At 65.7% G+C, this 19,536-nt stretch carries 20 protein-coding genes and 1 tRNA gene; 11 read left to right on the forward strand and 10 right to left on the reverse strand.

Translation table 11 applies throughout. The features are described from left to right. Position 1 precedes the first annotated feature (1 nt). The 5 genes from folB to ACP693_RS06805 all read left to right on the forward strand — a co-directional run bounded on the left by folB (position 2) and on the right by ACP693_RS06805 (position 2,307). Positions 2-400, forward strand: coding sequence for a dihydroneopterin aldolase (gene folB, locus ACP693_RS06785; RefSeq protein WP_426017966.1), 399 nt, complete (start codon positions 2-4; stop codon positions 398-400). 83 nt (positions 401-483) lie between these two features. Then, complete coding sequence (locus tag ACP693_RS06790) at positions 484-1,146, forward strand: hypothetical protein (protein WP_426017964.1); 663 nt, start codon at positions 484-486, stop codon at positions 1,144-1,146. 10 nt (positions 1,147-1,156) lie between these two features. Further along, on the forward strand, positions 1,157-1,540 hold the full coding sequence (locus ACP693_RS06795) for a hypothetical protein (protein WP_425982625.1): 384 nt from the start codon (positions 1,157-1,159) through the stop codon (positions 1,538-1,540). 54 nt (positions 1,541-1,594) lie between these two features. Continuing rightward, a complete protein-coding gene (locus ACP693_RS06800) occupies positions 1,595-1,879 on the forward strand; it encodes a GNAT family N-acetyltransferase (protein WP_425982628.1) in 285 nt (94 codons plus the stop codon). Between the two features lie 53 nt (positions 1,880-1,932). Beyond that, positions 1,933-2,307 (forward strand): hypothetical protein, encoded by a 375-nt coding sequence (locus ACP693_RS06805; RefSeq protein ID WP_426017963.1) that lies wholly within the window; start codon positions 1,933-1,935, stop codon positions 2,305-2,307. Here the strand turns inward: ACP693_RS06805 and ACP693_RS06810 are convergent. From ACP693_RS06810 to ACP693_RS06825, 4 genes are all read right to left on the reverse strand, one after another. Further along, positions 2,304-3,290, reverse strand: a complete 987-nt coding sequence (locus ACP693_RS06810; protein WP_426017961.1) for an SDR family oxidoreductase — start codon at positions 3,288-3,290, stop codon at positions 2,304-2,306. The genes ACP693_RS06805 and ACP693_RS06810 overlap by 4 nt on opposite strands. A gap of 74 nt (positions 3,291-3,364) precedes the next feature. Beyond that, positions 3,365-3,682, reverse strand: coding sequence for a hypothetical protein (locus ACP693_RS06815; protein WP_346495020.1), 318 nt, complete (start codon positions 3,680-3,682; stop codon positions 3,365-3,367). A 111-nt stretch (positions 3,683-3,793) separates the two neighbouring features. Then, entirely contained in the window at positions 3,794-5,758 is a 1,965-nt protein-coding gene (gene mdoH / locus ACP693_RS06820; RefSeq protein WP_425982637.1) for a glucans biosynthesis glucosyltransferase MdoH, read from the reverse strand. A 151-nt stretch (positions 5,759-5,909) separates the two neighbouring features. After that, entirely contained in the window at positions 5,910-7,853 is a 1,944-nt protein-coding gene (locus ACP693_RS06825; RefSeq protein WP_426050116.1) for an acyltransferase family protein, read from the reverse strand. Positions 7,854-7,897: 44 nt separating this feature from the next. Here ACP693_RS06825 and ACP693_RS06830 point away from each other — a divergent pair, with 44 nt between their 5' ends. Further along, positions 7,898-8,758, forward strand: coding sequence for a hypothetical protein (locus tag ACP693_RS06830; protein ID WP_426017957.1), 861 nt, complete (start codon positions 7,898-7,900; stop codon positions 8,756-8,758). Positions 8,759-8,765: 7 nt separating this feature from the next. Here ACP693_RS06830 and hglS read toward each other — a convergent pair whose 3' ends face one another. Both hglS and msrA read right to left on the reverse strand, forming a co-directional pair. Further along, entirely contained in the window at positions 8,766-10,094 is a 1,329-nt protein-coding gene (gene hglS / locus ACP693_RS06835) for a 2-oxoadipate dioxygenase/decarboxylase HglS (protein WP_426017955.1), read from the reverse strand. A gap of 72 nt (positions 10,095-10,166) precedes the next feature. After that, positions 10,167-10,817 (reverse strand): peptide-methionine (S)-S-oxide reductase MsrA, encoded by a 651-nt coding sequence (gene msrA / locus ACP693_RS06840; protein ID WP_426017953.1) that lies wholly within the window; start codon positions 10,815-10,817, stop codon positions 10,167-10,169. 139 nt (positions 10,818-10,956) lie between these two features. Here msrA and ACP693_RS06845 point away from each other — a divergent pair. Next, positions 10,957-11,046: transfer RNA gene (locus ACP693_RS06845), tRNA-Ser, on the forward strand. Between the two features lie 94 nt (positions 11,047-11,140). On the opposite strand, the gene ACP693_RS06850 is transcribed toward ACP693_RS06845, so the two are convergent. Beyond that, positions 11,141-11,335: a tyrosine-type recombinase/integrase gene (locus ACP693_RS06850; protein WP_426017951.1), complete on the reverse strand. Its 195-nt coding sequence runs from the start codon at positions 11,333-11,335 to the stop codon at positions 11,141-11,143. Between ACP693_RS06850 and ACP693_RS06855 the strand changes: the two genes are divergently transcribed. Genes ACP693_RS06855 through ACP693_RS06865 form a run of 3 tightly spaced genes read left to right on the forward strand, consistent with a single transcriptional unit; the run spans position 11,241 to position 13,809 of the window. Continuing rightward, positions 11,241-11,648, forward strand: a complete 408-nt coding sequence (locus ACP693_RS06855) for a plasmid mobilization protein (RefSeq protein ID WP_426017949.1) — start codon at positions 11,241-11,243, stop codon at positions 11,646-11,648. The two genes, ACP693_RS06850 and ACP693_RS06855, sit on opposite strands and share 95 nt — an antisense overlap. Further along, positions 11,645-13,438, forward strand: coding sequence for a TraI/MobA(P) family conjugative relaxase (traI, locus tag ACP693_RS06860; protein WP_426017947.1), 1,794 nt, complete (start codon positions 11,645-11,647; stop codon positions 13,436-13,438). Before ACP693_RS06855 ends, traI begins: the two co-directional genes overlap by 4 nt. 8 nt (positions 13,439-13,446) lie before the next feature. Beyond that, positions 13,447-13,809: a DUF2293 domain-containing protein gene (locus tag ACP693_RS06865; RefSeq protein WP_426017945.1), complete on the forward strand. Its 363-nt coding sequence runs from the start codon at positions 13,447-13,449 to the stop codon at positions 13,807-13,809. Between the two features lie 48 nt (positions 13,810-13,857). Here ACP693_RS06865 and ACP693_RS06870 read toward each other — a convergent pair whose 3' ends face one another. The 3 genes from ACP693_RS06870 to ACP693_RS06880 all read right to left on the reverse strand — a co-directional run bounded on the left by ACP693_RS06870 (position 13,858) and on the right by ACP693_RS06880 (position 17,268). Then, a complete protein-coding gene (locus ACP693_RS06870) occupies positions 13,858-14,421 on the reverse strand; it encodes a hypothetical protein (protein ID WP_426017943.1) in 564 nt (187 codons plus the stop codon). A 131-nt stretch (positions 14,422-14,552) separates the two neighbouring features. Next, positions 14,553-15,293 (reverse strand): hypothetical protein, encoded by a 741-nt coding sequence (locus ACP693_RS06875; protein WP_426017941.1) that lies wholly within the window; start codon positions 15,291-15,293, stop codon positions 14,553-14,555. Positions 15,294-16,176: 883 nt separating this feature from the next. Then, entirely contained in the window at positions 16,177-17,268 is a 1,092-nt protein-coding gene (locus tag ACP693_RS06880; protein ID WP_425982672.1) for a DUF2332 domain-containing protein, read from the reverse strand. A gap of 419 nt (positions 17,269-17,687) precedes the next feature. On the opposite strand from ACP693_RS06880, the gene ACP693_RS06885 reads away from it, so the two are divergent. Then, positions 17,688-19,520 carry a methyl-accepting chemotaxis protein gene (locus tag ACP693_RS06885; protein ID WP_426017940.1) on the forward strand — a complete coding sequence of 611 codons (1,833 nt, stop codon included), beginning with the start codon at positions 17,688-17,690 and terminating at the stop codon, positions 19,518-19,520. The last annotated feature ends 16 nt before the right edge of the window (positions 19,521-19,536 follow it).

Below are 19,536 nucleotides of genomic sequence, written 5' to 3' on the forward strand. Positions count from 1 at the left end.
CGTGGTTGCATCCTCTCACGTGACGCCGTTTCCGGCGGAAGAGCCGCTGCGCTTCGAGCGGCTGAGCGTGTTCGTGCGCGGGCTGGAGGTCGAGGCCGGGATCGGGGTCTATGACCACGAACAGGGGCGGCTGCAGCGGCTGGTGATCGACGTGACCCTGGAGCTGGAGCCCCGGCCCATCGAGCGGCTGGGCGACACCATCAACTATGAGACCGTGGCCAATGCGGCGCGGGCGATCGCGGCCGAGGGGCATGTGGGGCTGGTCGAGACCTTCGCCGAACGGCTGGCGCGGGCGTGCCTGGAGGACGGCTGCGTGCAGCGGGCGACGGTGCGGATCGAAAAGCCGGGGGCGCTGGTGGGCGTGATCGCGCCGGGGTGCGAGATCGTGCTGGGGCGGTAAGGGCGGTTGCGTCGAAACTGACGGACGGCCATTGTCGCGACCTTGAGTCCAGCCGGGCGTCCGGCGTGTGAGAAGCGATGTTCATGGCCGAGCCCGGCGATCCGAAAGACCCTGCGGTCCCCAACGACGATCACGATCACGACGCCCAGGTCGGCTTCGTCTCGCCGGCGTCGCTGGCCGGGCGGGCGCGGGCGCCGGAGCCGGTCGCTCAGGATGCGCGTGAGCCGGACCTGTTCGATCCGCCTGAGCTGGAGCCGGGGCCGGGACCGTTCGACCTGTCGGGACAGATGACGCGGCCGACGGCGCCGTTCCCGCAAAAGCCTGAGCCGAGCGTGGAGACGCCCGTTGCGCCGACGCCCGTAACCCGCGCGATGCGCGAGCAGATGACGTCCGACGCCGCGCCGCGCCGCGAGGGGCCGGCCGTGCCGATGCGGCTGTATGCGATCTATGTGCTGATCCTGTTGGCGGTGCCGACGCTGGGCGTGTCGTGCCTGGTGGCCTTGCTGGCGGTGATGCGGCGCGACGGGGCGACGGATGCGCTGGAGCACAGCCATGCCGTCTATCAGCAGCGGACCCTGTTCGGGACGGTCGCGGCGGCCGTGGTCGGGGCGATCCTGGTGGTGGTCAATATCGGCGTGCTGGTGCTGTTCGCCCTGGCGATCTGGGTCCTGGCGCGCGGCGCGTTCGGGGTGCTGAAACTGAAGAGCGGTCAGGCCGTTCCCAATCCTCGCAGCTGGCTGTTCTGAAGGACCGACGATGACCAACGAACCGAATTTCATCGCCGGACGCGAGTCCGAGGGCAAGGTCGGGGCGCTGATCGCCTGGGCGCTGTTCATCCTGTCGATCCCCAGCGCCAACGTGCTGGTCCTGGTCGGGCTGGTGGTGTCCTATGTGACGCGCGGGACGGCGACGGGCGTGGCGCGCCAGCATATCGACGCGCAGATCGCGCTGTTCTGGTCGGTGTTCTGGTGGACCATCGCGGCCTGGGTGGGGATCGCGATCAGCGCCCTGGCCTCGCTGGTGCTGATCGGCATTCCCTTCCTGCTGCTGTTCCTGCTGGCCTGGTTCCTGCTCAGCGTCTGGTTCACGATCAAGAGCGTGATTGGCCTGCTGAACCTGCTGAACAACAAGCCTATCTGAGCCTTACGGAACGTCCGCGCGGCCTTGGCGGTTGATCGTCAAAAGGAGAGACGCATGGGACAGTTCAAAGACGTCGAGGGCGACAACCGGTTCGAGCAGGCGTTCGACGACGACAAGGGGTCGGGCCTGGTCTGGGCCGACTATGCCGTGAAGGGCGACGCGCGGATGATCCTGCACGTCGAGGCGGAACAGTCGCTGCGCGGATCGGGCGCGGCTGGGCGGTTCATGCAGGCGATGGCCGAACATGCGCGCGAGACGGGGCTGAAGCTGTTTCCGCGCTGCAGCTATGCCGTCGCCTGGCACAAGCGGCATCCCGATTACGACGACGTGCTGGCCTGAGATCGGCGCTTAGGTCGCAGGGCGGATCTGCAGCCGAGCGCTAAGGTGGGCGCATGCAACTGATCGGACAGGCCTGGGTCTATCGCGTCGGCAATTCGCTGGTGCGGGTGGAGAACGCCTTCGCCTGGATCGGATGGGCGCAGGAGCGACTGATCGTCAATGAAGAGCCGGTCCGAACGGCCGGCGGCTGGTTCGGCATCTCGCGCGACTTCAAGGAAGACTGGCTGACGCCGACAGGCGAGGGCGAACTGGCGATCCGGCTGCGCGCGCGGGTGAACGGCATAAGCTGCCAGGCGATGCTGGAAGGCGTGGAGATCGCGCCCGAAGCCTTCTTGCAGGCCAGATGGAGCGGCGGTCACAACGCCTGGGCGCCGGCGGAGGCCTGGACCCCCGCCGGCAAGAACAGCTGGATCATCGGCCTTCCCTAGCCGCCAGAATAGCCGCCGATGATGGGCAGGATCTCGCCGGTGATGAAGCTCGACATCTGGGGCGAGGCCAGGAAGACGTAGGCGGGCGCGATCTCCTCGGGCTGGGCCGGGCGTTTCATCACCGTCTGCGCGCCGAACTGGGACGTGTCTTCGGCGTCCTTGTCGGCGGGGTTCAGCGGGGTCCAGACCGGGCCGGGCGCGACCACGTTCACGCGGATGCCGCGCGGGGCCAGATGGGTGCCCAGCGAGCGGGCGTAGGCATGGATGCCGCCCTTGGTCAGGGAATAGTCCAGCAGGTCCTTGTTGCCCTGAAGCCCGGTGACCGAGCCGGTCATGACGATGGCGCCGCCGGACTTCATGTGCGGCACCGCCGCCTTGGTCATGTTGAAATAGCCGTAGAGGTTGGTCTTCAGCGTGCGGTCGAAGTGTTCGTAGGTCAGGTCCTCGAAGGCGCTGACGTGTTCCTGGAAGGCGGCGTTGGGCACCAGGACGTCCAGGCGGCCGAAGGCGTCCAGCGTGGCCTTGACCGCCATTTCAGCGAAGGCCGGGTCGGACACGTCGCCCTTGAGCACCACGGCGCGGCGACCCTCGGCCTCGACGGCGGCCTTGGTGGTTTCGGCGTCGGCGTCCTCGTCCAGATGGCAGATGACGACATCGCAGCCTTCGCGGGCGAACAGGACGGCGACCGAACGGCCGATGCCGGAATCGGCGCCGGTGATCAGGGCGGCGAACCCGTCCAGCTTGCCCGAACCCTTCCAGAAGGGGGCGTCGTACATCGGGGCGGGATCGAGCGCGGCCTCGTCGCCGGGCTTGGTCTGATGCTGTTTGGGGAAGGGCGGCACAGGGTAGGGCCGGGCGCCGGCCTGGACCGCGCCGGACGGTTTGTCGTCGCCGGCCGCCTGATCCTTGGCGTCGATGTCGCGCTGGATGGCGCGTTCGTGGTCGGCGACGTCTTCGGCGCGCGCGTGGGTTTGGTCGTCCATGGGAGGCTCCTGAAGATGGGGGTCTTCAGGTAGCGGACGAGCGCGCCGGTCGTTCCGACGGCTCAGGTTCCGATTTAGCCGACGCGGTGGACGATGGTCTTGATGGTCTCGGCCTTGGTGGGCAGGTCGGCGGCGAGGCGCGAGGCGATCTCGCGGGCGCCGACGGGATAGGCGTCGCCGCCATCGGCGATGGCTTTGGCCTTGGCGGCGGCGTCGAGGAGCAGTTTCTCCAGCGCCTCGATCTCTTCCAGCGCCAGGGAATGCGCCTCCATCTGAAGGCGTTTGACGCGGTCGGCGGTGGTCTCTGGCGCGCGCATCAGATCATAGACGGCGGATTCGCTCTCGACGATCCGCAGGTCGGGCTTGGTGTCGGCGCTGGTCTTCTTGGTCATGGAATCGGGTCCACAGCAGGAGCTGAAAGTCGAAGGTGAACGCGATCCCGTCGCACGTCGAGCTTGGCCGTAACGGTTGTGGCGACACTGTGGCCGCCACGCATCGGTGGCTTAAAGCTCGGGCGCGCGGGCCGGGACCATGGCCGGTGCGGCGACGGGGGCCAGGACGCCGCCGGCGACCGCACGCAGCGGCGAGCGCGGCGTGTGCAGGACGGCGGGATTGACGCTGACGCCTTCCTGGACCGGGGTGACCAGATAGCCCTTGGCGGCCAGGGCGTCGCCCGAACGGACGCGCGAGGTCCAGACGACGATGGGCGCGGCCAGCAGCAGCGGCAGGACGATCGGGGCGAACCAGGTGGCCAGGTCGGGGCGGACGCACAGCGGGATCATGAAGCCGACGCCGACGATCATCTGCCAGCGCATGGCGCGGAAGGCGTCGGACCAGGCCAGGCCGTCGGCCTCGCGCTGCTGGGTCGACCAGCCGGTGTCGTGGCCCGAGACGATCTGGATGAAGGCCTTGGTGTTGGCGACCATCAGGATGGGGGCCAGGATGGCCGACAGGGCGATCTCGGCCGCCATACCCTTGGCGATGGCGCGACGCCCGCCGAAGGCGCGCAGCTCGGCCGGACGGCTGAGGACCAGGGCGGCGCCCATGAATTTCGGCCCGATCAGCAGCACGCCCGACAGGAAGGAGGCCAGCATGAACGGCGTGAACTGGGGGTTCAGGATGTAGAAGAAGCTGGACCAGTCGACCGGATAGAACATCTGGATGAACAGGCCAACCATCAGCGACGCCAGCCACAGAGGCGAGGATAGATAGGCCATGCAGCCCATGGCCAGCTGCAGGCGGCTCATGGGCGACAGGCCCTTGGCGCCGATCAGGCCCAGGTGTTGCAGGTTGCCCTGGAACCAGCGGTGGTCGCGGCGGATGAAGTCGGTGATCGACGGCGGGGTCTCTTCCCACGATCCGTCCAGGGCGGCGGTGACGTGGACGGCCCAGCCGGCGCGGCGCATCAGGGCGGCCTCGACGACGTCATGGCTCATGACGTGACCGCCGAAGGGCTTGCGACCTCTCAGGTGCGGCAGGCCGCAGCAGGCGGCGAAGGCGCGGGTGCGCAGGATGGCGTTGTGGCCCCAATAGCTGGATTCCGAACCGGTCCAGTAGGCCAGGCCCGCTGCGGCGACGCGGCCGTACAGGCGCACCGAATACTGAGACACGCGGGCGAAGATGGTGCGGGCCTTGATGATGACCGGAGCGGTCTGGATCAGGCCGATGCCCGGATTGCGTTCCATGGCGTCGACCATGCGCAGCAGGGTTTCGCCGGCCATGGTGCTGTCGGCGTCCAGAACGATCATGTTCTCATAGGCGCCGCCGAAACGACGGACCCATTCGGCCAGATTGCCGGCCTTGCGCTCGGCATTGTCGGTGCGGCGGCGATAGAAGGCCTTGGAGTTGGCGGCCATGCGGAACGACTGGAACACCGAACGCTCGTCGGCGGCGGCGTCTTCCTTGGTCGAATCGCTGAGCACGAAGATGTCGAAGGCCGAGGACGCGCCCAGGCGGGCCAGCGAGCCGTCGATCATCGCCAGGCGCGCGAAGGAGGCGCGGGCGTCTTCATTATACAGCGGCATCAGCAGGGCCGTGCGGGTGCGCGGCAGGGGCGGGTGCGGCGAGAAGGCCAGGTCCGCCTGGTCCTTGCCGCGCAGCATGACGAACAGGCCCATCAGGCCGCTGATGAACCAGCAGGAGATGGCGGTGATCAGGACCATGAAGATGCCGAAGGCCAGGATCTCGGTCCCGTCCCAACCCTTGCGGGCGTACAGGTAGAAGGGCGTGATGGCCGACAGGCTGGTCAGGGCGATGGTGCCGGCCAGCAGCATCATGCGGCGCATGGCGACGGTGCGCGGCGAGGTCGCGGGCGTCACGTCGGCGACGGCGTCGGGTGCGCTCAGAGACTGAACCGGCATGGCCAGCGGCGCCTCGTCGGGCAGCCACGACCAGCTCGGCGTGTGAGCGCCGTGGATCGTCGTCTCGATATCAGCCTGTTCGACAGGCCGGATCGCCAGCTTGTTCATGCCGCTCTGGACGCCCCCGTGTGAACCGGATGTCCTCCCGAGGGCTGGGAAGACGCGGAGTGCTGCACTGCAACACGAAATGCATAATCGATCACATTCGCGCGATTTTCAATCACGCAATGTTGATCAGGGCAAAAAAAGAGGGGGAAAATTACAGCGGAGCTTCGATCGCGGCGGAAGACGGGCGCGGGGCCGGCGATTCCGTGGCGACCGACAGCAGTTTACGATCCAGAACCCAGGCCGCAACCCCGACCCAGCACACCAGGACGATGGCGTAGATACGCTCCCACCAGCCGACGTTGGCGTCGTTGACCGTGCCCGGGAAGACCAGATGCTTGGTCAGGACCGTCAGGATCGCCATGACGACGAAGGTCACGGCCAGGAAAATCTTCAGGCGCGGCAGGTCGCGGCGCCTGGCCAGGCCCCACAGCAGAAGGACGGGGGCCAGCTGGATCCCCAGCGCCAGGTTGATGACCATGTGGCGCGGGTCGGGCCAGGGCCACAGGGTCGAGGCGGACATGCCCGCCCCCGCCAGGACGAAGACCACGGCGATGACGACCCCGGCGACGCGCGCCCCGGTCAGGGCATAGACGGCAAGACCGAAGCCGACGCCCGCCAGCGCCGCCATGACCCCGGCGACGAAGACCCCGCCGTTGAAGATCATCGGCGCACGCGCCGTCGCCCCGCCCAGTTCGCTGAGATACTGGGTCGCATTGTTGAAGCCGGGGTAGGCCAGGATTGCGGCGGCCACGACCGTCAGGGCCAGAAGCGGCGCGGCGACGCCCACGCCCAGCAGGCGACGGCGGCGGTGATAGCGCAGCCGGGGCTTCAGCAGGGCCTGGAGGTCCAGCGGCCAGGGCCGGTCGTCCAGCGGCTTCAGCCCCCACAGCGGCCGGATGACGGGAATGCGCCGCACGACCTCATAGACCGCCAGGCTGCCGACGAAGGTGATGACAATCAGGGACAGCAGTTCGATCGGCGCCGGCAGGTTGGCCGGACGGATGATCCAGACCGCCGCCACCAGCACCGTCTGGTGCGCCAGATAGAAGGGGAAGGTGGCCTGGGTCAGGTAGTTGAGCACCGGCCCGCCCCGGTCGCGCAGATGCTTCGAGCCAAAGCCCAGGATGGCGACGATCACCGCCCACTGGTCGATGCCATAGACCACGGCCTTGGGCACGCCCCAGAAGGCGCGGCCGCCCGGATGCCAGACCTGGATCATCATGATCGGCAGGGCCACCGCCGCCAGGGCCAGGGCGATCCAGCGATAGCGTTCCATCGTGCGCCACAGGCTCTCGCGCCGGACGATGCTGAAGCCGAACAGGAAGGCGACCAGCGACAGGGCGTGATTGTACCAGTCGTTGTGCAGGGTGTTGGTCAGGCCGAACCAGGGGAACAGGCCGATGCGGATGGCGATCAGATACAGGATCGGCAGGATCAGCAGCCACGGCCCCCTGAGCGTCTTCTCCAGTCCGTCGCCCAGCCGATCGATCAGGCCCGGCACGCGCCACAGCAGGACGGCGACGAGGCTGTAGACCGCGATATAGACGATGAACCACAGGTGGTTGACCGGGACGCCGTCGGCGAGGCCGCTCCAGCTGAACTCATGTCCCAGCCAGGCGACATAGCCGGAGACGCCGCCCGGCCAGCCGCCCTTGTCCATCGACTCGATCCAGGACTGGATCGGCACCAGAACCAGAGCCCCGAAGATCAGGGGCGGAACCAGCCGCGCGAACCGCGTGCGGGCGACCTGGCGCGGGGTGCGCCTGAAGGTCATGAACCGCAGCGCCGCGCCCGACACCAGGAACAGCAGGGTCAGCCGCCACGGATTGGTGATCAATATGGCTTCGCGCATCCACTCGAAGGTGTGGGCGCTGTGGATGTGCCAGTCGTAGACCCCGTAGACCAGGCCGACGTGATACAGGATCAGCAGGCCGAAGGCGCCGATCCGGATCCAGTCCAGATCATAACGGCGCACGGACGAGGATACGGACGGGTTCACGGCCGCGTCTATGATCCCGACACGGTCGTCGCACAAGTCGCCGTTTCGACGCGCCTGTCGCTGTCGATAGGGGAAAACCCCAGTCGATCCGCTCATCCGATCCTGCCAGCCTTGGGGCTTGGCTTTGAAGGAGACTTCCAATGAGCGACAGTCAATCCAACGGCGTTTCGGGCGTGTCCGGCGCGAACGGCGCGGATCGCGCGGATGACGCGCGGGCCGCAGCCGAAGCCATGGCGGCTTCGCCCGCCCAGGCGGCGGCGGAGAGCGCCGTCGAGGCGGCCACCAGGGCGATGGGCGTGGTCGATCCGCAGGCTCTGGCCCAGGCGGTGATGCAGACCCCGGTCGAGATGCGTCAGGCGGTGATGGCGGCCGTCGAGCAGAAGCTGAATGTCTTCGACAACGCCAAGTTCGAGGCGGCGATGGCGGACCTGTCCTTCGCCCCCTATGCGGCGGCGCCGGATGTGACGCCGCGGGCGTGGGAAGGTTTCAATGTCAGCGTCGGGGCCGAACTGGGCTTCGCCCAGCCCAATGTGACGGCCCAGTTCGGTGGAGCGAACCCCGGCGTCAGCATGGGGCTGGACATCGGCGCCTCCGTACGCGGCGTGGGCGCCGCGATCAGCACCGAGAACGGCGTCGCGACCTACAGCGCCCCGCTTTCGCCCGGGGGACTGGTGATGGGCGTCTTCAGCTCCACCCCCGGTCCCGAAGGCGCCATCGACCGGCTGGGCGTCCAGGTGGGCAGGGGCGTGACCGGCGGCGTAGCAGTGGATCTCGGGTCCATGGAGCCAAGCGCCAGGGGCGAGGGCGCCTGGCGCGATCGCGACGAGACCGGGCGAACCATAGCCGCCGGCTCCAACCATGTGCACTCCGGCACATCCGAATTCGGACAGAAGGTGACCAGCACCATCCAGAATCCGGACGGGACCAAGACGACCTATTCCACGTCCCGCGTCGCCAACGACCCCAACCATCTGGACAGCCTGATCTACGGTCGCCGTTAAGGCGGGATCAGATTTCGGCGACCTGTTCGAGACCCAGCGCCTTCAGGGTCGCGTCGATGGAGGCGTCCTGTTCGGCGCGGTACAGGGCCATCTCGTCCTGGACCGGGCGGCCCAGAGCCTGTTCGAACTCGGCCTTGGCTGGATCGACGGCATAGGCGGCGGCGCGGGCCTCGGAGCCCAGGTTGGACTGGAAGATGCCGGCGGCGCTGACGGGCAGGAAGTCCTCGTAGGTGATCGGTTCGGCGACGACGTGGCCCAAGGCGATCAGGTCTTCCAGATCGGCGGTCTCTGCGCGGGCGGCCAACCCTTGCGGCGTCGCGCGATAGCGGAACCAGGCCAGCTCGCCGCGTCGCAGCGCGTCCCAGTCGTCGGGCAGGGCGGAAAAGTCCTTGGACGCCAAGGCGGCGTCATAAAGCGCACGACCGGCGGGGGTCAGGGCGCAGCCACGCTGCTCGATCTCGCCGAAGCGGGCGGTGTGGGTTCCGGCGGTCGTCCCCTCTGCATCGGGGAAGGCGATGGCCTCCTCCAGCGCCTTGAAGCTGGTCTGGCGCAGCAGGATGGGACAGGCGCGGGCGGGCGGGCCCTCGATGGTTTCCTTGGGAGTGATGCCGTGTTCGGGCATGGCCGCCTGGGCCGCGTCGATGTCCAGGGTGCGCGGGGTAAGGTGGTTGATGTGCGGCCCCTTGAAGCTGACCACGTCGGCGATCAGGCGGTGGGCGGCGACCAGCCGTTCGTAGGTTTCGGCGCTGACCGTCGCCTGGGCGTGCCAGCGGAAGGTCTCCAGCAGTTCGGACACGAACCGGTCGGCCTCGTTCTCGTCCAGTCCGCCGGCGGACGCGGCCGTCTGAATCAACTCACGTGCGCCGGGGGTGAAGATGTCGCGGCGGGCCAAGGTCGAAGCGGCCTCTTCGCGCAGGGCTTCGTCTTCGATCAGCTCCAGCCGCAGCAGGGACGTGAAGACCCGGAACGGATTGCGCGCCAGAGCCGCCGGATCGACGGGGCGGAAGGCGGTGGAATGGACCGGCACCCCGGCCGGGGCCAAATTGTAATAGCTGACCGGCTCCATGCCCATGACCGCAAAGGCGTGGGCGATGGTGGCCAGTTCGTCGGCCGTGCCGACGCGAATGGCGCCGTGGCGTTCCTCGGACAGGCGGGCCAGTTCGTCCGACGCCGCCAGTCGGTCCGACCCGCTCGCATCGGCCTTGATCGCCTGGGCGTTGATGTCGGCCACCAGCGTCAGCAGGGCGCCGTATTGCAGCACCTCGGCCCGGTACATGGCGGACAGGGCGGCCGAGAACCGGCTGCGAATCTCGTCAGGATGGACGAAGGCGGACATACTCACTCCCACGTTTTCGCCGATCCATAGGCCGGTCGGCCGCCGGTTGGAACCCGGCGGCCGTCGGATGCGTCAGGCGTCGACGCCGATCCCGATCGGGCAGACCACGCCGGTCCCACCGATGCCGCAGTATCCGGCCGGGTTCTTGGCCAGATAGCCCTGATGGTAACCCTCGGCGTAGAAATATTCGCCGGCCGGTTCGATCTCGGTGGTGATCGTGCCGCGTCCCGCCGCCGTCAGGGCCGCCTGATAGGCGTCGCGCGAGCTTTCGGCCTCGGCCTGCTGCTCGGCGTTCAGGGTGTAGATGGCGGAGCGATAGGTGGTGCCGATGTCGTTGCCCTGGCGCATGCCCTGGGTGGGGTCGTGGTTTTCCCAGAAGGCCTTCAGCAGTTCGGCATAGGTGATGACGCTAGGGTCGAACACGACCTTGACCACCTCGGTGTGGCCCGTGCGGCCAGTGCAGGTTTCTTCATAGGTGGGATTGGGCGTGATCCCGCCGGAATAGCCGGCCGAGGTCACCCAGACGCCCGGCAGGGACCAGAAGATCCGCTCCACGCCCCAGAAACAGCCCATGCCGAAGATCGCCGTCTGAAAACCCTCGGGATATGGCCCTTTCAGCGGGTTGCCGCTGACGAAATGGTTTTCGTCGGTCGCCAGGGCCTCGGCGCGGCCGGGCAGGGCGGTCTCTGCGGTGGGCAGTTCGGCGCTTTTCTTGAACAACATCGGGGGCTCCTCGGACGAAAAATGACTTCGACGCCTATATGGGGACGTCAGAGGCGCTTGCCGAGGGGGCGAGTGTGTTCTATCAGGCCCGCCTCCCGCCGGATCGACCTCCGGCGGCGCGCAAGACGTGGCGTGAAACGGACAGGTGGCGGAGTGGTCGATCGCGCACGCTTGGAAAGCGTGTGTAGGTGAAAGCCTACCGAGGGTTCGAATCCCTCTCTGTCCGCCACCTCGCTAAAAATATCATTACATTTCATGTGGTTGTCCTCTGGTTTGTCTAACTCTTTGACGGAAGTTAGACAGGTTTGTTCCGTCTTCGTGCTTTAGGCGATGCGTGTCATGGCACCGTCGGCGAGTCCGCGACGGTTTGCCTCGCGCGTGTAGCGCTCGACTTCCTTGAGGCTTTGGTGGCCGGTGATCGCCATGATTTCATGGGGCGAGCAGCCTGCTTCCGCCAAGCGACGGGCCGCCGCTTTTCGTAATCCGTGGGCCGAGCAGTGCGGCAGGCCGGCAGCCACAGCTGGACTTCGCATCGTTTTGAGCGAAGAGGAACACGCGCACATCAAGGCCACCGCCGCACGGGCCGGGATGTCGATGGCGGAGGTGGTACGCCGGCTCACGAGGGGGGTCGAACTCAAGTCCCGATTAGACGGGGAGCGGGTCGAGGAGATTATCCGCACCAGGGGCGATCTGAACCGCCTGGGCAACCTTTTGAAGCTGTGGCTCGATCAGCGCCCAGGCGAGGGCGCGAGTTCTCAGGAGGTCGCGGCCCTAGCCGAGCAGATCGCGGCCACATCGGAGGAAATCCGTCACAAGGTGCGCGCCCTTTGATCGCGCATCACATCGCGCGCAAGGCGGGAGCCGGCGCCTATGCGCGGCTCGGCTGCTACATCCTCGACATCAAACATCCCACCGACGAACAGGCCTTCGACCGGCTCGCCGGCTATGTCGTCGATCGCGTCGGCGGCGGGCATCGGGTGGTCGCCGCGCGGGTGACTAACTGCGCCGATGACGACCTCGAGATGGCCATCACCGAGATTGAACTGGTGCAGGCCCGGAACACACGGTCGCAGTCGGACAAATCCTATCACCTGGTCATCAGCTTTCCCGAAGGCGAACGGCCGACACTGGAGCAACTCCGCGACATCGAGGATCACCTCGTCGCGGCCATCGGCTTCTCGGAGCACCAGCGGATCTCCGCCGTCCACGACGACACGGATAATCTTCACGTCCATGTGGCGATCAACAAGGTGCATCCGAAGACCCTGAGGAATGTCGCCCCCCATAACGACTATCCCAAGCTGATGGCGGCGTGTCGCGAGCTGGAGATACGCCATGATCTCCTTCAGGATAATCACGGACTGGTCAGTGATAAGATCCACACTCTTGGCCAGGAGGCGGAGCCGACGCGGACGCCGGAACGGGCCAAGACGATGGAGGCGCATTCCGGGCGCCAATCGCTTTCGGGCTGGATCGCGACCCATGCGCGCGATGACATTCTGACGGTCGCCGCTACGGCCTCGTCTTGGGAGGTCGTTCATGAGGTCTTCGCCCGATACGGCTTGGAGCTTCGGCCAAAGGGGGCAGGGCTGGTCGCCGGCGTGCCGGGCACAAAAACCTGGGTGAAGGCCAGCAGCATCGACCGGAGTCTGTCCGCAAAGGCGCTGACCGACCGTCTCGGCGCCTATAAGGCGCAGTTCTACGACTATGGGCGACCGCAACAGACCTATGACGGCGCCGTCCAGCGCAGCGCCCAAGCCCGCCGTCTGCACGCCGACTATCGGGCAGCCCGCACCGCGGCCGAGCGAGGGCGCGCCGCCGCCTTGGCCGAGGTCAATACGCGGCACGGCGACTACGCCCAGCGTCTCCGCGAGCATTATCGCAAGGAGAAGGCGGGCATCCGCATAAGACACGACTTGCGAGGGCCGCTACGCCGCGAAGCCCTCGCTCGCGTCGAAGCGTCCAGAAAGTCGGCCTACGCCGAGCGGGACCGGCTCCTGGCCGAGGACCGGGCGGCGGCGAAGGCCGCGCACCCTCTTCCGACTTGGCAGGGGTTTCTCGAGGAGCAAGCATCGCGTGGGGATGAGGCGGCCCTGTCGGCTCTGCGCTCGCGCACGATTCGCCGGGCTGGCGCCTTTGGCGACATCATCACCGCCCAGGATCTCCGGGCCGTGCAGGACGTCTTATATCAGGTGCGCATGCCGACCGTCATGCGGAACGGTGATGTGGTCTACCAGACCCAGGACGGCGGCCGCGTCACGGATCGAGCCGCCGAGGTCCGGACCGACACCCTGTCACGCGAAGCCGCGTTTCTGGCCCTAGCCCTGGCGTCGGATCGCTTCCCCGGCCAGCCGCTTGTTGTGGAAGGCAGCCCCGCCTTCCGGGCGGCGGTCCTCGAAATGTCGCTTAACCCCATCTTCCAGGTGACGTTCGCAGACCCTGCCTTAGAGAAGGCGCTGAGAAGCGTCGCGCACGAGGAAGAGCGGAAATATCCGGCGCCGGAGCCAGTCCGAAGGGCGACCGCGCCTATTGCTGAACTGCGAGGTGATGAGCGGTTGATCCAGATCGAGAGGGAGCGCGATCACTCACGGGGTCGAAGCGGCCCAGAGCTCAGCCGTTAGGAACCCGAATGGCAAAATCACGCCGCGCGAAGAAGGCCGCCCAGTTCACACTCGAACGGGTGCTTTCCCACCTCGACAACAAACATCCTGGGCTCCCGCCCGAACTGCGTCAGCGCTTTGGCGGCGAGATCGCCGACCGGATTTGGCAGCCGCCGGTCAGCCTTGGACAAGCCGTGGGCATCGTGATGTCCACCTACGTCCGGCACGAGAAGACCGACTACGACACCCTTATGCGCAAACATAATCTGACGTGCGACGAGGCGCGGCAGGTGGTGAAGGCGGAGCATGATGAACTGCTGAAAGCCTGGTCGAAGTGCGAGATCGCGCCACCAGTGTCTCCCGATGTCAAATCGCCAGATGGACTCGGCTAGAACTTGGCGCGGGTTAGGTGGGGCTGAGCTGCGTTCTGTCGTGGCAATTTACGTTGGCTTCAGGTCCGCTGATCCCATCGCCTTTTGCAGCATCAAGATCGCTGCATGGACCTGTGCCATGTCATTGCCGCAGCCCTTTTTAGACCCGGAGGTTTGATGTCGCGGCTGAGGGATCCTCGCAGCCCTTCTCGCCTTTCGCTCATCCTGCTTTCGTACACGCAGCTGTCGCGCAATATCAGCGAGTTCGTGTCGACCCAACCGGAAGTTCAACTCGACGACCGGCGGAAAATCGATGCCGTGGCTTCGGAGCATCCCGCTCAAGTGGTTGTAGTCGCGAAGCTGTAAGTAGCCCATCCAACCATCGACGAGTTCAGCCAGAGCCGCTTTTTCCCAATCCTCTAAGTCACAATCCTTGAGAGCTTGAAGTCCTTCGGAAACGCTCATCGTGAGTCCATCAGTTCGCTTGCGACGCTCCTGACTGATCTCCAGCAACTTTGCGGCTTGCGCGAGCGTTGGTGCGCGACGAGTCCAGCTCGGGATGTTTTTGGCAAATTCGATTTCCCAATCACTGGGAAGCGCGGCGGTGAGATAGAGGTCGTGGACGAGGTCCATCAACCTCTTGGCTAGGCGTCGGTCCGTCAGGACATCACAGATCGCCGACGCTCCCGCCGCTCCCGGACCAAACGACCGGCATTGTCGCTGACCCAAACCAGGCTCTCACGGCGACGCCACGCCTCTCTCGATCAGGCCGCCAACTGCTGGGTGTCCCGGCGCTGGAGCACGATGGATACCCCTCGCGCCGCCAGCGGCCGGCCAACGAGATCATTCAGTCGGGTGAAGGCAATGGGGCTATTGCAGAGGATGCGCCGTTCGTCGGGCTCCCATCTGGCGTGATCCAGGTAGCTTACCGCCGCGCCTTCCCCCGCGATCTGGACGACCGCCTGGCGGATGTCGGTCTGGGCGAACGGGATGGGCCGCGCCGTCGTCCAGGAGCCCCCATCTGGTCGTCGGCTTTCGGCGGCGCGAAATCTTTTAATGGGGTCATAAAGGTATTGTCGGTCACCGGTGACCGCTTTTCGTGTCGCTGATGTCCGGTTTTCTGGCGTTTGAGCGGTCGCCTGCGTCCGCTTTTCGCGGGTTTGATCGGTCGCAGATGTCCGGTTTTGCGGCGCCTCGGCCGCTTCGTCGGGAACGGTTGCGCGGCAGATGTTGGTGCGGCCACGTCCCTTGCGGACCTCGATCTCGAGATAGTTTGCGGTCTTCAACTCGTCGAGCAGGCGTCGCAGTTGGCGGGGGCTGACGCCCAGGCTGGCCGCCATGCTCTCCTGGCCGCGCCAGGCGCCGCCCTCGCAGGGGTTCAGGTCGTGAAGGATGAAGCCGGCGACGGCCTTAGCCTGGAGGCTGATCTTGGGGTCGCTGGCGATCCGCTGATGCCAGGCCAGTTTTTCGGCGACGAAGTTCTCCGGGGCGAGGCGGCGGATCATGAGCGAACCTCCGACGTTGCGACCGGGTAGGGCAGGGGGTAAGATGCCTGCGGCCTTGAGTGTTGTGCCAAGCCCATTCGAACCCCGCCGAGCGCTGCAACGCTGGCGGGGTTTTTCGTGTCCGAGCGGCGTCCCGAGGGGTTAGCCAAACGGAAAAAATCCCTAGGGATTTCAATATGCGCCTTACACCCCGTTAGACGGGTCAAGGCTTTGAATTCACGAGAAGAAACGACTTCCTCTCTGTCCGCCACGCACCCTGGCAACTCCTTACTCTGCATGCCGACCTCTAAGCCCGCGACAGCTGGCGCATTTGCCTCGCTATTGTGAACCGCCCGCGCTGGACTTCTGGGCGTTTCGCGCGTTTTCCAGCCTGATGTCGATGCGCGTCTCTGCGCACTTTCGGCCGCACCCGGTTTCGTCGCGAAAGTCTGTTTCACCTGTTACGTGGATTTATGCCAAAGCTGCCTCAGCCCCGTCGCGAAAGCGACGAAGGACGCGTCGGCTGACGGGATGTCGTTGCGGTGTCGAAGGTGCTGTAGATCGCGGCGTGAGTGGTGAGTAAAGCGCTGGGCTGAAGCCTTGGGATTTGAACAGCTGCTGGCGGATGACCGCCACGGGGAAGCGATGAGGCTTGAAGGATAGCGGCTTCACAGAATGCGATCTCCGATCACACCCTTAAGTGGCCTGAAGTGGAGACAAATCAGCGTTAGACTGATAGCGCCCGAGCGAGATGGCTCACTCCTTGATCCATCTCTCACAGAAGTTGCTGCATTTTTTGGTAGGGAGATCGGTGGTCTGGCGACCTAAGCAGAGCGTGCGAAAGTTGACTTCGCAACACCGGCGCGCGTCGGATCGAAGGCTGGCGGCGATGATTGAATAAGGCTCAAGCCGCCAAGGCTGCGGCGGGAGAGGGCAGCCATTCCAGCCAGTCGCCGTAGGGATGGCAATGGGCGAGGACGCGGGTTTCTCCAGTCGGCCAAACGGTGAGGCGCAATTCCACCTGGCGGCGGTCGGGGGTCCACTCGAAGCTGATCCAGAGGAGAGGATGGGCAGCGTCCGCACGTCCGCCGGCGGCCGACAGCAGCGAAGAAATTTCGTGTCGGTCGTCGTCGCTCAGATACTGCAGCACCATTGTGTGCATGACGACGCGACATCGTCCTTCAGCCTGGGGCTCCGCCAAGCGATCGGCCAGCCAGGTCGTCGCATGCCCCTGATCAATGCGCGGGGGATGGGCTGCGGCGATACGCAGGGCGTGTTCCAGGCGCTGGCCCCGCGCCGGTTGGTCGGCCCAAGCGAACGCCAACAATCGCTCACGGTGGATCGGATTGCCGGCATGGAGGGGATGGAGATCGACGCCGCGCGCCGCCACGATCGAGATCGGGTTGCGGGCCGGTGACGCGCCGCGCCACAGAGGCTCGATCTTGACCTCAGAGAAAGCGTCTCCAGCCCTGACCGGCCCCAAGGAATAGCTGTAGCGATCCAGATTCAGGTTAAGGCCGCAGCTGGACCCGAGCTCAAGCAGTTCGAACGGCATCGCATGCTCAAGCGGCGCAGCCATCAGTGCAGCCATGAGCGCGGCGGCCCGCGCCACCTCATTGGTTTGCGGCGGTTGAAGCATCCAATCGGCAATGTATCGGTCGTTCTGGGCGAAAGCCTCTGCGACGGCGCCGTCGAAGTCTTGATGTTCACGACGATACAGACTGGCAAGAGATTGCGATCGGCCTGCGCGCGCCAGAGCGTGCAAGGCGCCGTTGAGCCGCAGGGCCAGAGCTGCGGCGGTCTGATCGCCCTGCCAATCCCGTATCCTTGCGGCCGTGGCGGGCGCGCGAAACAGCTGTCTGCCAGCCGAGTCAAGAACCTCGGCGATGAAGGGGGACCCCATGGCGCGGCAACGCTCGGCCTGGCGCAGGAGCTCGTCGTTAAAGGGGTCGGCGACGGGGCAAGTCATCCAGTCACCAATCGCATCATTACGCATTCCGAATAAAACGAACTGTCACCAGTAGACTTCCGGCGCGAAACTGATTTCGCCCTGAAGTTGTGGGCCGGCGTTGTTTGAACCGCCGACCGTCAGTGTGACTTACCTATGATCACATGGTTTAACGACGGATGAATTATACGCGTCTGAAGCGGCCCTGGCATGCGAATTTCAACGTTCCAAGTTTAACTATCTTTTTAACCGTTGCGCTCTAAGGAGGTCTAGTCACCTGAAAAGCAGGGTGTTTTGACTGGCTCGGACATTATTTGGGTCATGGGGGGTGGTGTCGGCTGAGTAATCGGCCTGCCTCATAGTCGTAAGTATAAGTGCGTAAAAGGGGCGGGCTCATGATGTCTAAGATGCGAATTCCAAGAAAGCTCCGGCTTTCTTTCATTCTGATCTGCGTTTCGGCGGCGATCATGATGGCGGTCTTCTTCGCGACGATCATGATGATCCGCTCGTCCATCGAGAGCAACAATCTCAGCCGCACGATCGAAGCCCAGGCGATGTCGCTGGAAACCGCGATCCTGCGTCAGAACAGTCAGTTCCGGGGCTTTCTGGTCACCGGCGACGAAACCTATCTGAAATCCTACTTCGAAGGGCGCGACGAGTTCGACAAGGTCGTCGTCGAGCTGAAGGGGCAACTTGAAGGCGCCGATAAGCAGGCGCTGCTCGAAAAATCGCGCCTGGCCACCCTGGCCTGGAGAGCCGACTGGGGCGATCGCATGATCGCCGAAGTGCGGGCGGGCAAGCGCGAGCAGGCGCAGCAAGAGGTGCGTGACGCGGGAAAGAAGGTGCTGGTCAGCGACGCCGTCCTGCCTCTGCGCGATCTGCGTGAGGCGGAAGCCGCCGTCACCGAGGCGAATCTGAAGCGTCAGGAAGCCGCGATCGTCACGGCGATCATCGCATTGATCGTCGGCGGCATCGCCCTGATCACGATCGCCATGGTTCTGTCGGCCATGCTCAGCCGCATGATCGCCCGTCCCATCACGGTCCTGACCGAGGCCATGGGCCAGCTGGCCAAGGGCGACAACGACATCGTCGTGGACGCCAGCCATGCCGACGAACTGGGGGATATGGCGCGCGCCGTCCTGGTCTTCCGCGACACGGCGCTGGCCAAGGCTGATGCCGAACGGGCCAAGGCGGCCGCCGACCTGGCTAAGGACGCGGCCGAACGCGAGAAGATGGTCGCCGACACCGCGCAACGTCACGTCGTGGAGGAGTTGGACACGGCCCTGGAAGCTCTGGCCGCCGGCGATCTGACCCACACCATTCGCACACCGTTCGCTCCGGAGTACGAGCGTCTGCGCACGGCCTTCAACGTGGCGGTGCAGGGTCTGGAAGAGAGTCTGGCCAGCGTGGCTGGGTCGGCTCAGAGCGTTCGTCTGGGCGCCACGCAAATCTGCTCGGCCTCCGAAACCCTGTCGCTGAGAACCGAACAGCAGGCGTCCAGCCTTCAGCAGACGACCACCGCGACCAATCACGTCACCGACATGGTCGGGGACACGGCGCGCAGCGCGGCCAACGCCCGCAACTCCATCACCCTGGCCAATGGCGACGCCGCGGACGGCCGAGTGATCGTTGAGGAAGCGATCGTCGCGATGGACGCCATCAAGGCCGGATCGCAGGAGATCGGCGAGATCATCAACATGATCGACGCCATCGCCTTGCAGACCAATCTGCTGGCCTTGAACGCCGGCGTCGAGGCCGCGCGGGCGGGCGATGCCGGACGCGGGTTCGCCGTCGTCGCCGGCGAGGTGCGCGAACTGGCCAAGCGCACCGTCGACGCCGCCAAGGACATCAAGCAACTGATCAGCCGGTCGTCGGAGGAAGTTAAACTGGGCGTCGATCGCGTCGGCGAAACCAGCGAGATGCTGGCGCGGGTCGTGTCCAAGATCGGCGACGCCAACACTCTGATCGTGGACATCGCGCACGGGGCGCAGGTTCAGTCCGAGAACCTGAAGCAGGTCAACAGCGCCGTCGGCAGCATGGACCGCATGACCCAGCAGAACGCCGCCATGGCGGAAGAGGCGACCGCCGCCGCGCGCATACTGGCGACCGAAGCCGACGAACTGGCGACCCTGGTTTCGAGGTTCAGGCTGAATGCGGCGACCTCTGGGTCGCTGTCCGCCGCGCCGGCGCCACGCCGAGACATTGTGTCCCCCCCCAGGCCGGCGCCCAAGGCCATCCGCACGGTCGGTGCGCTCGCCCTGTCGAGCGAGGCCGCCGATGACGACTGGAACGAGTTCTAAGATATCGATCCAGTTG

The organism is Brevundimonas sp. TWP1-3, assembly GCF_049896085.1.
Classification (GTDB): Bacteria; Pseudomonadota; Alphaproteobacteria; order Caulobacterales; family Caulobacteraceae; genus Brevundimonas.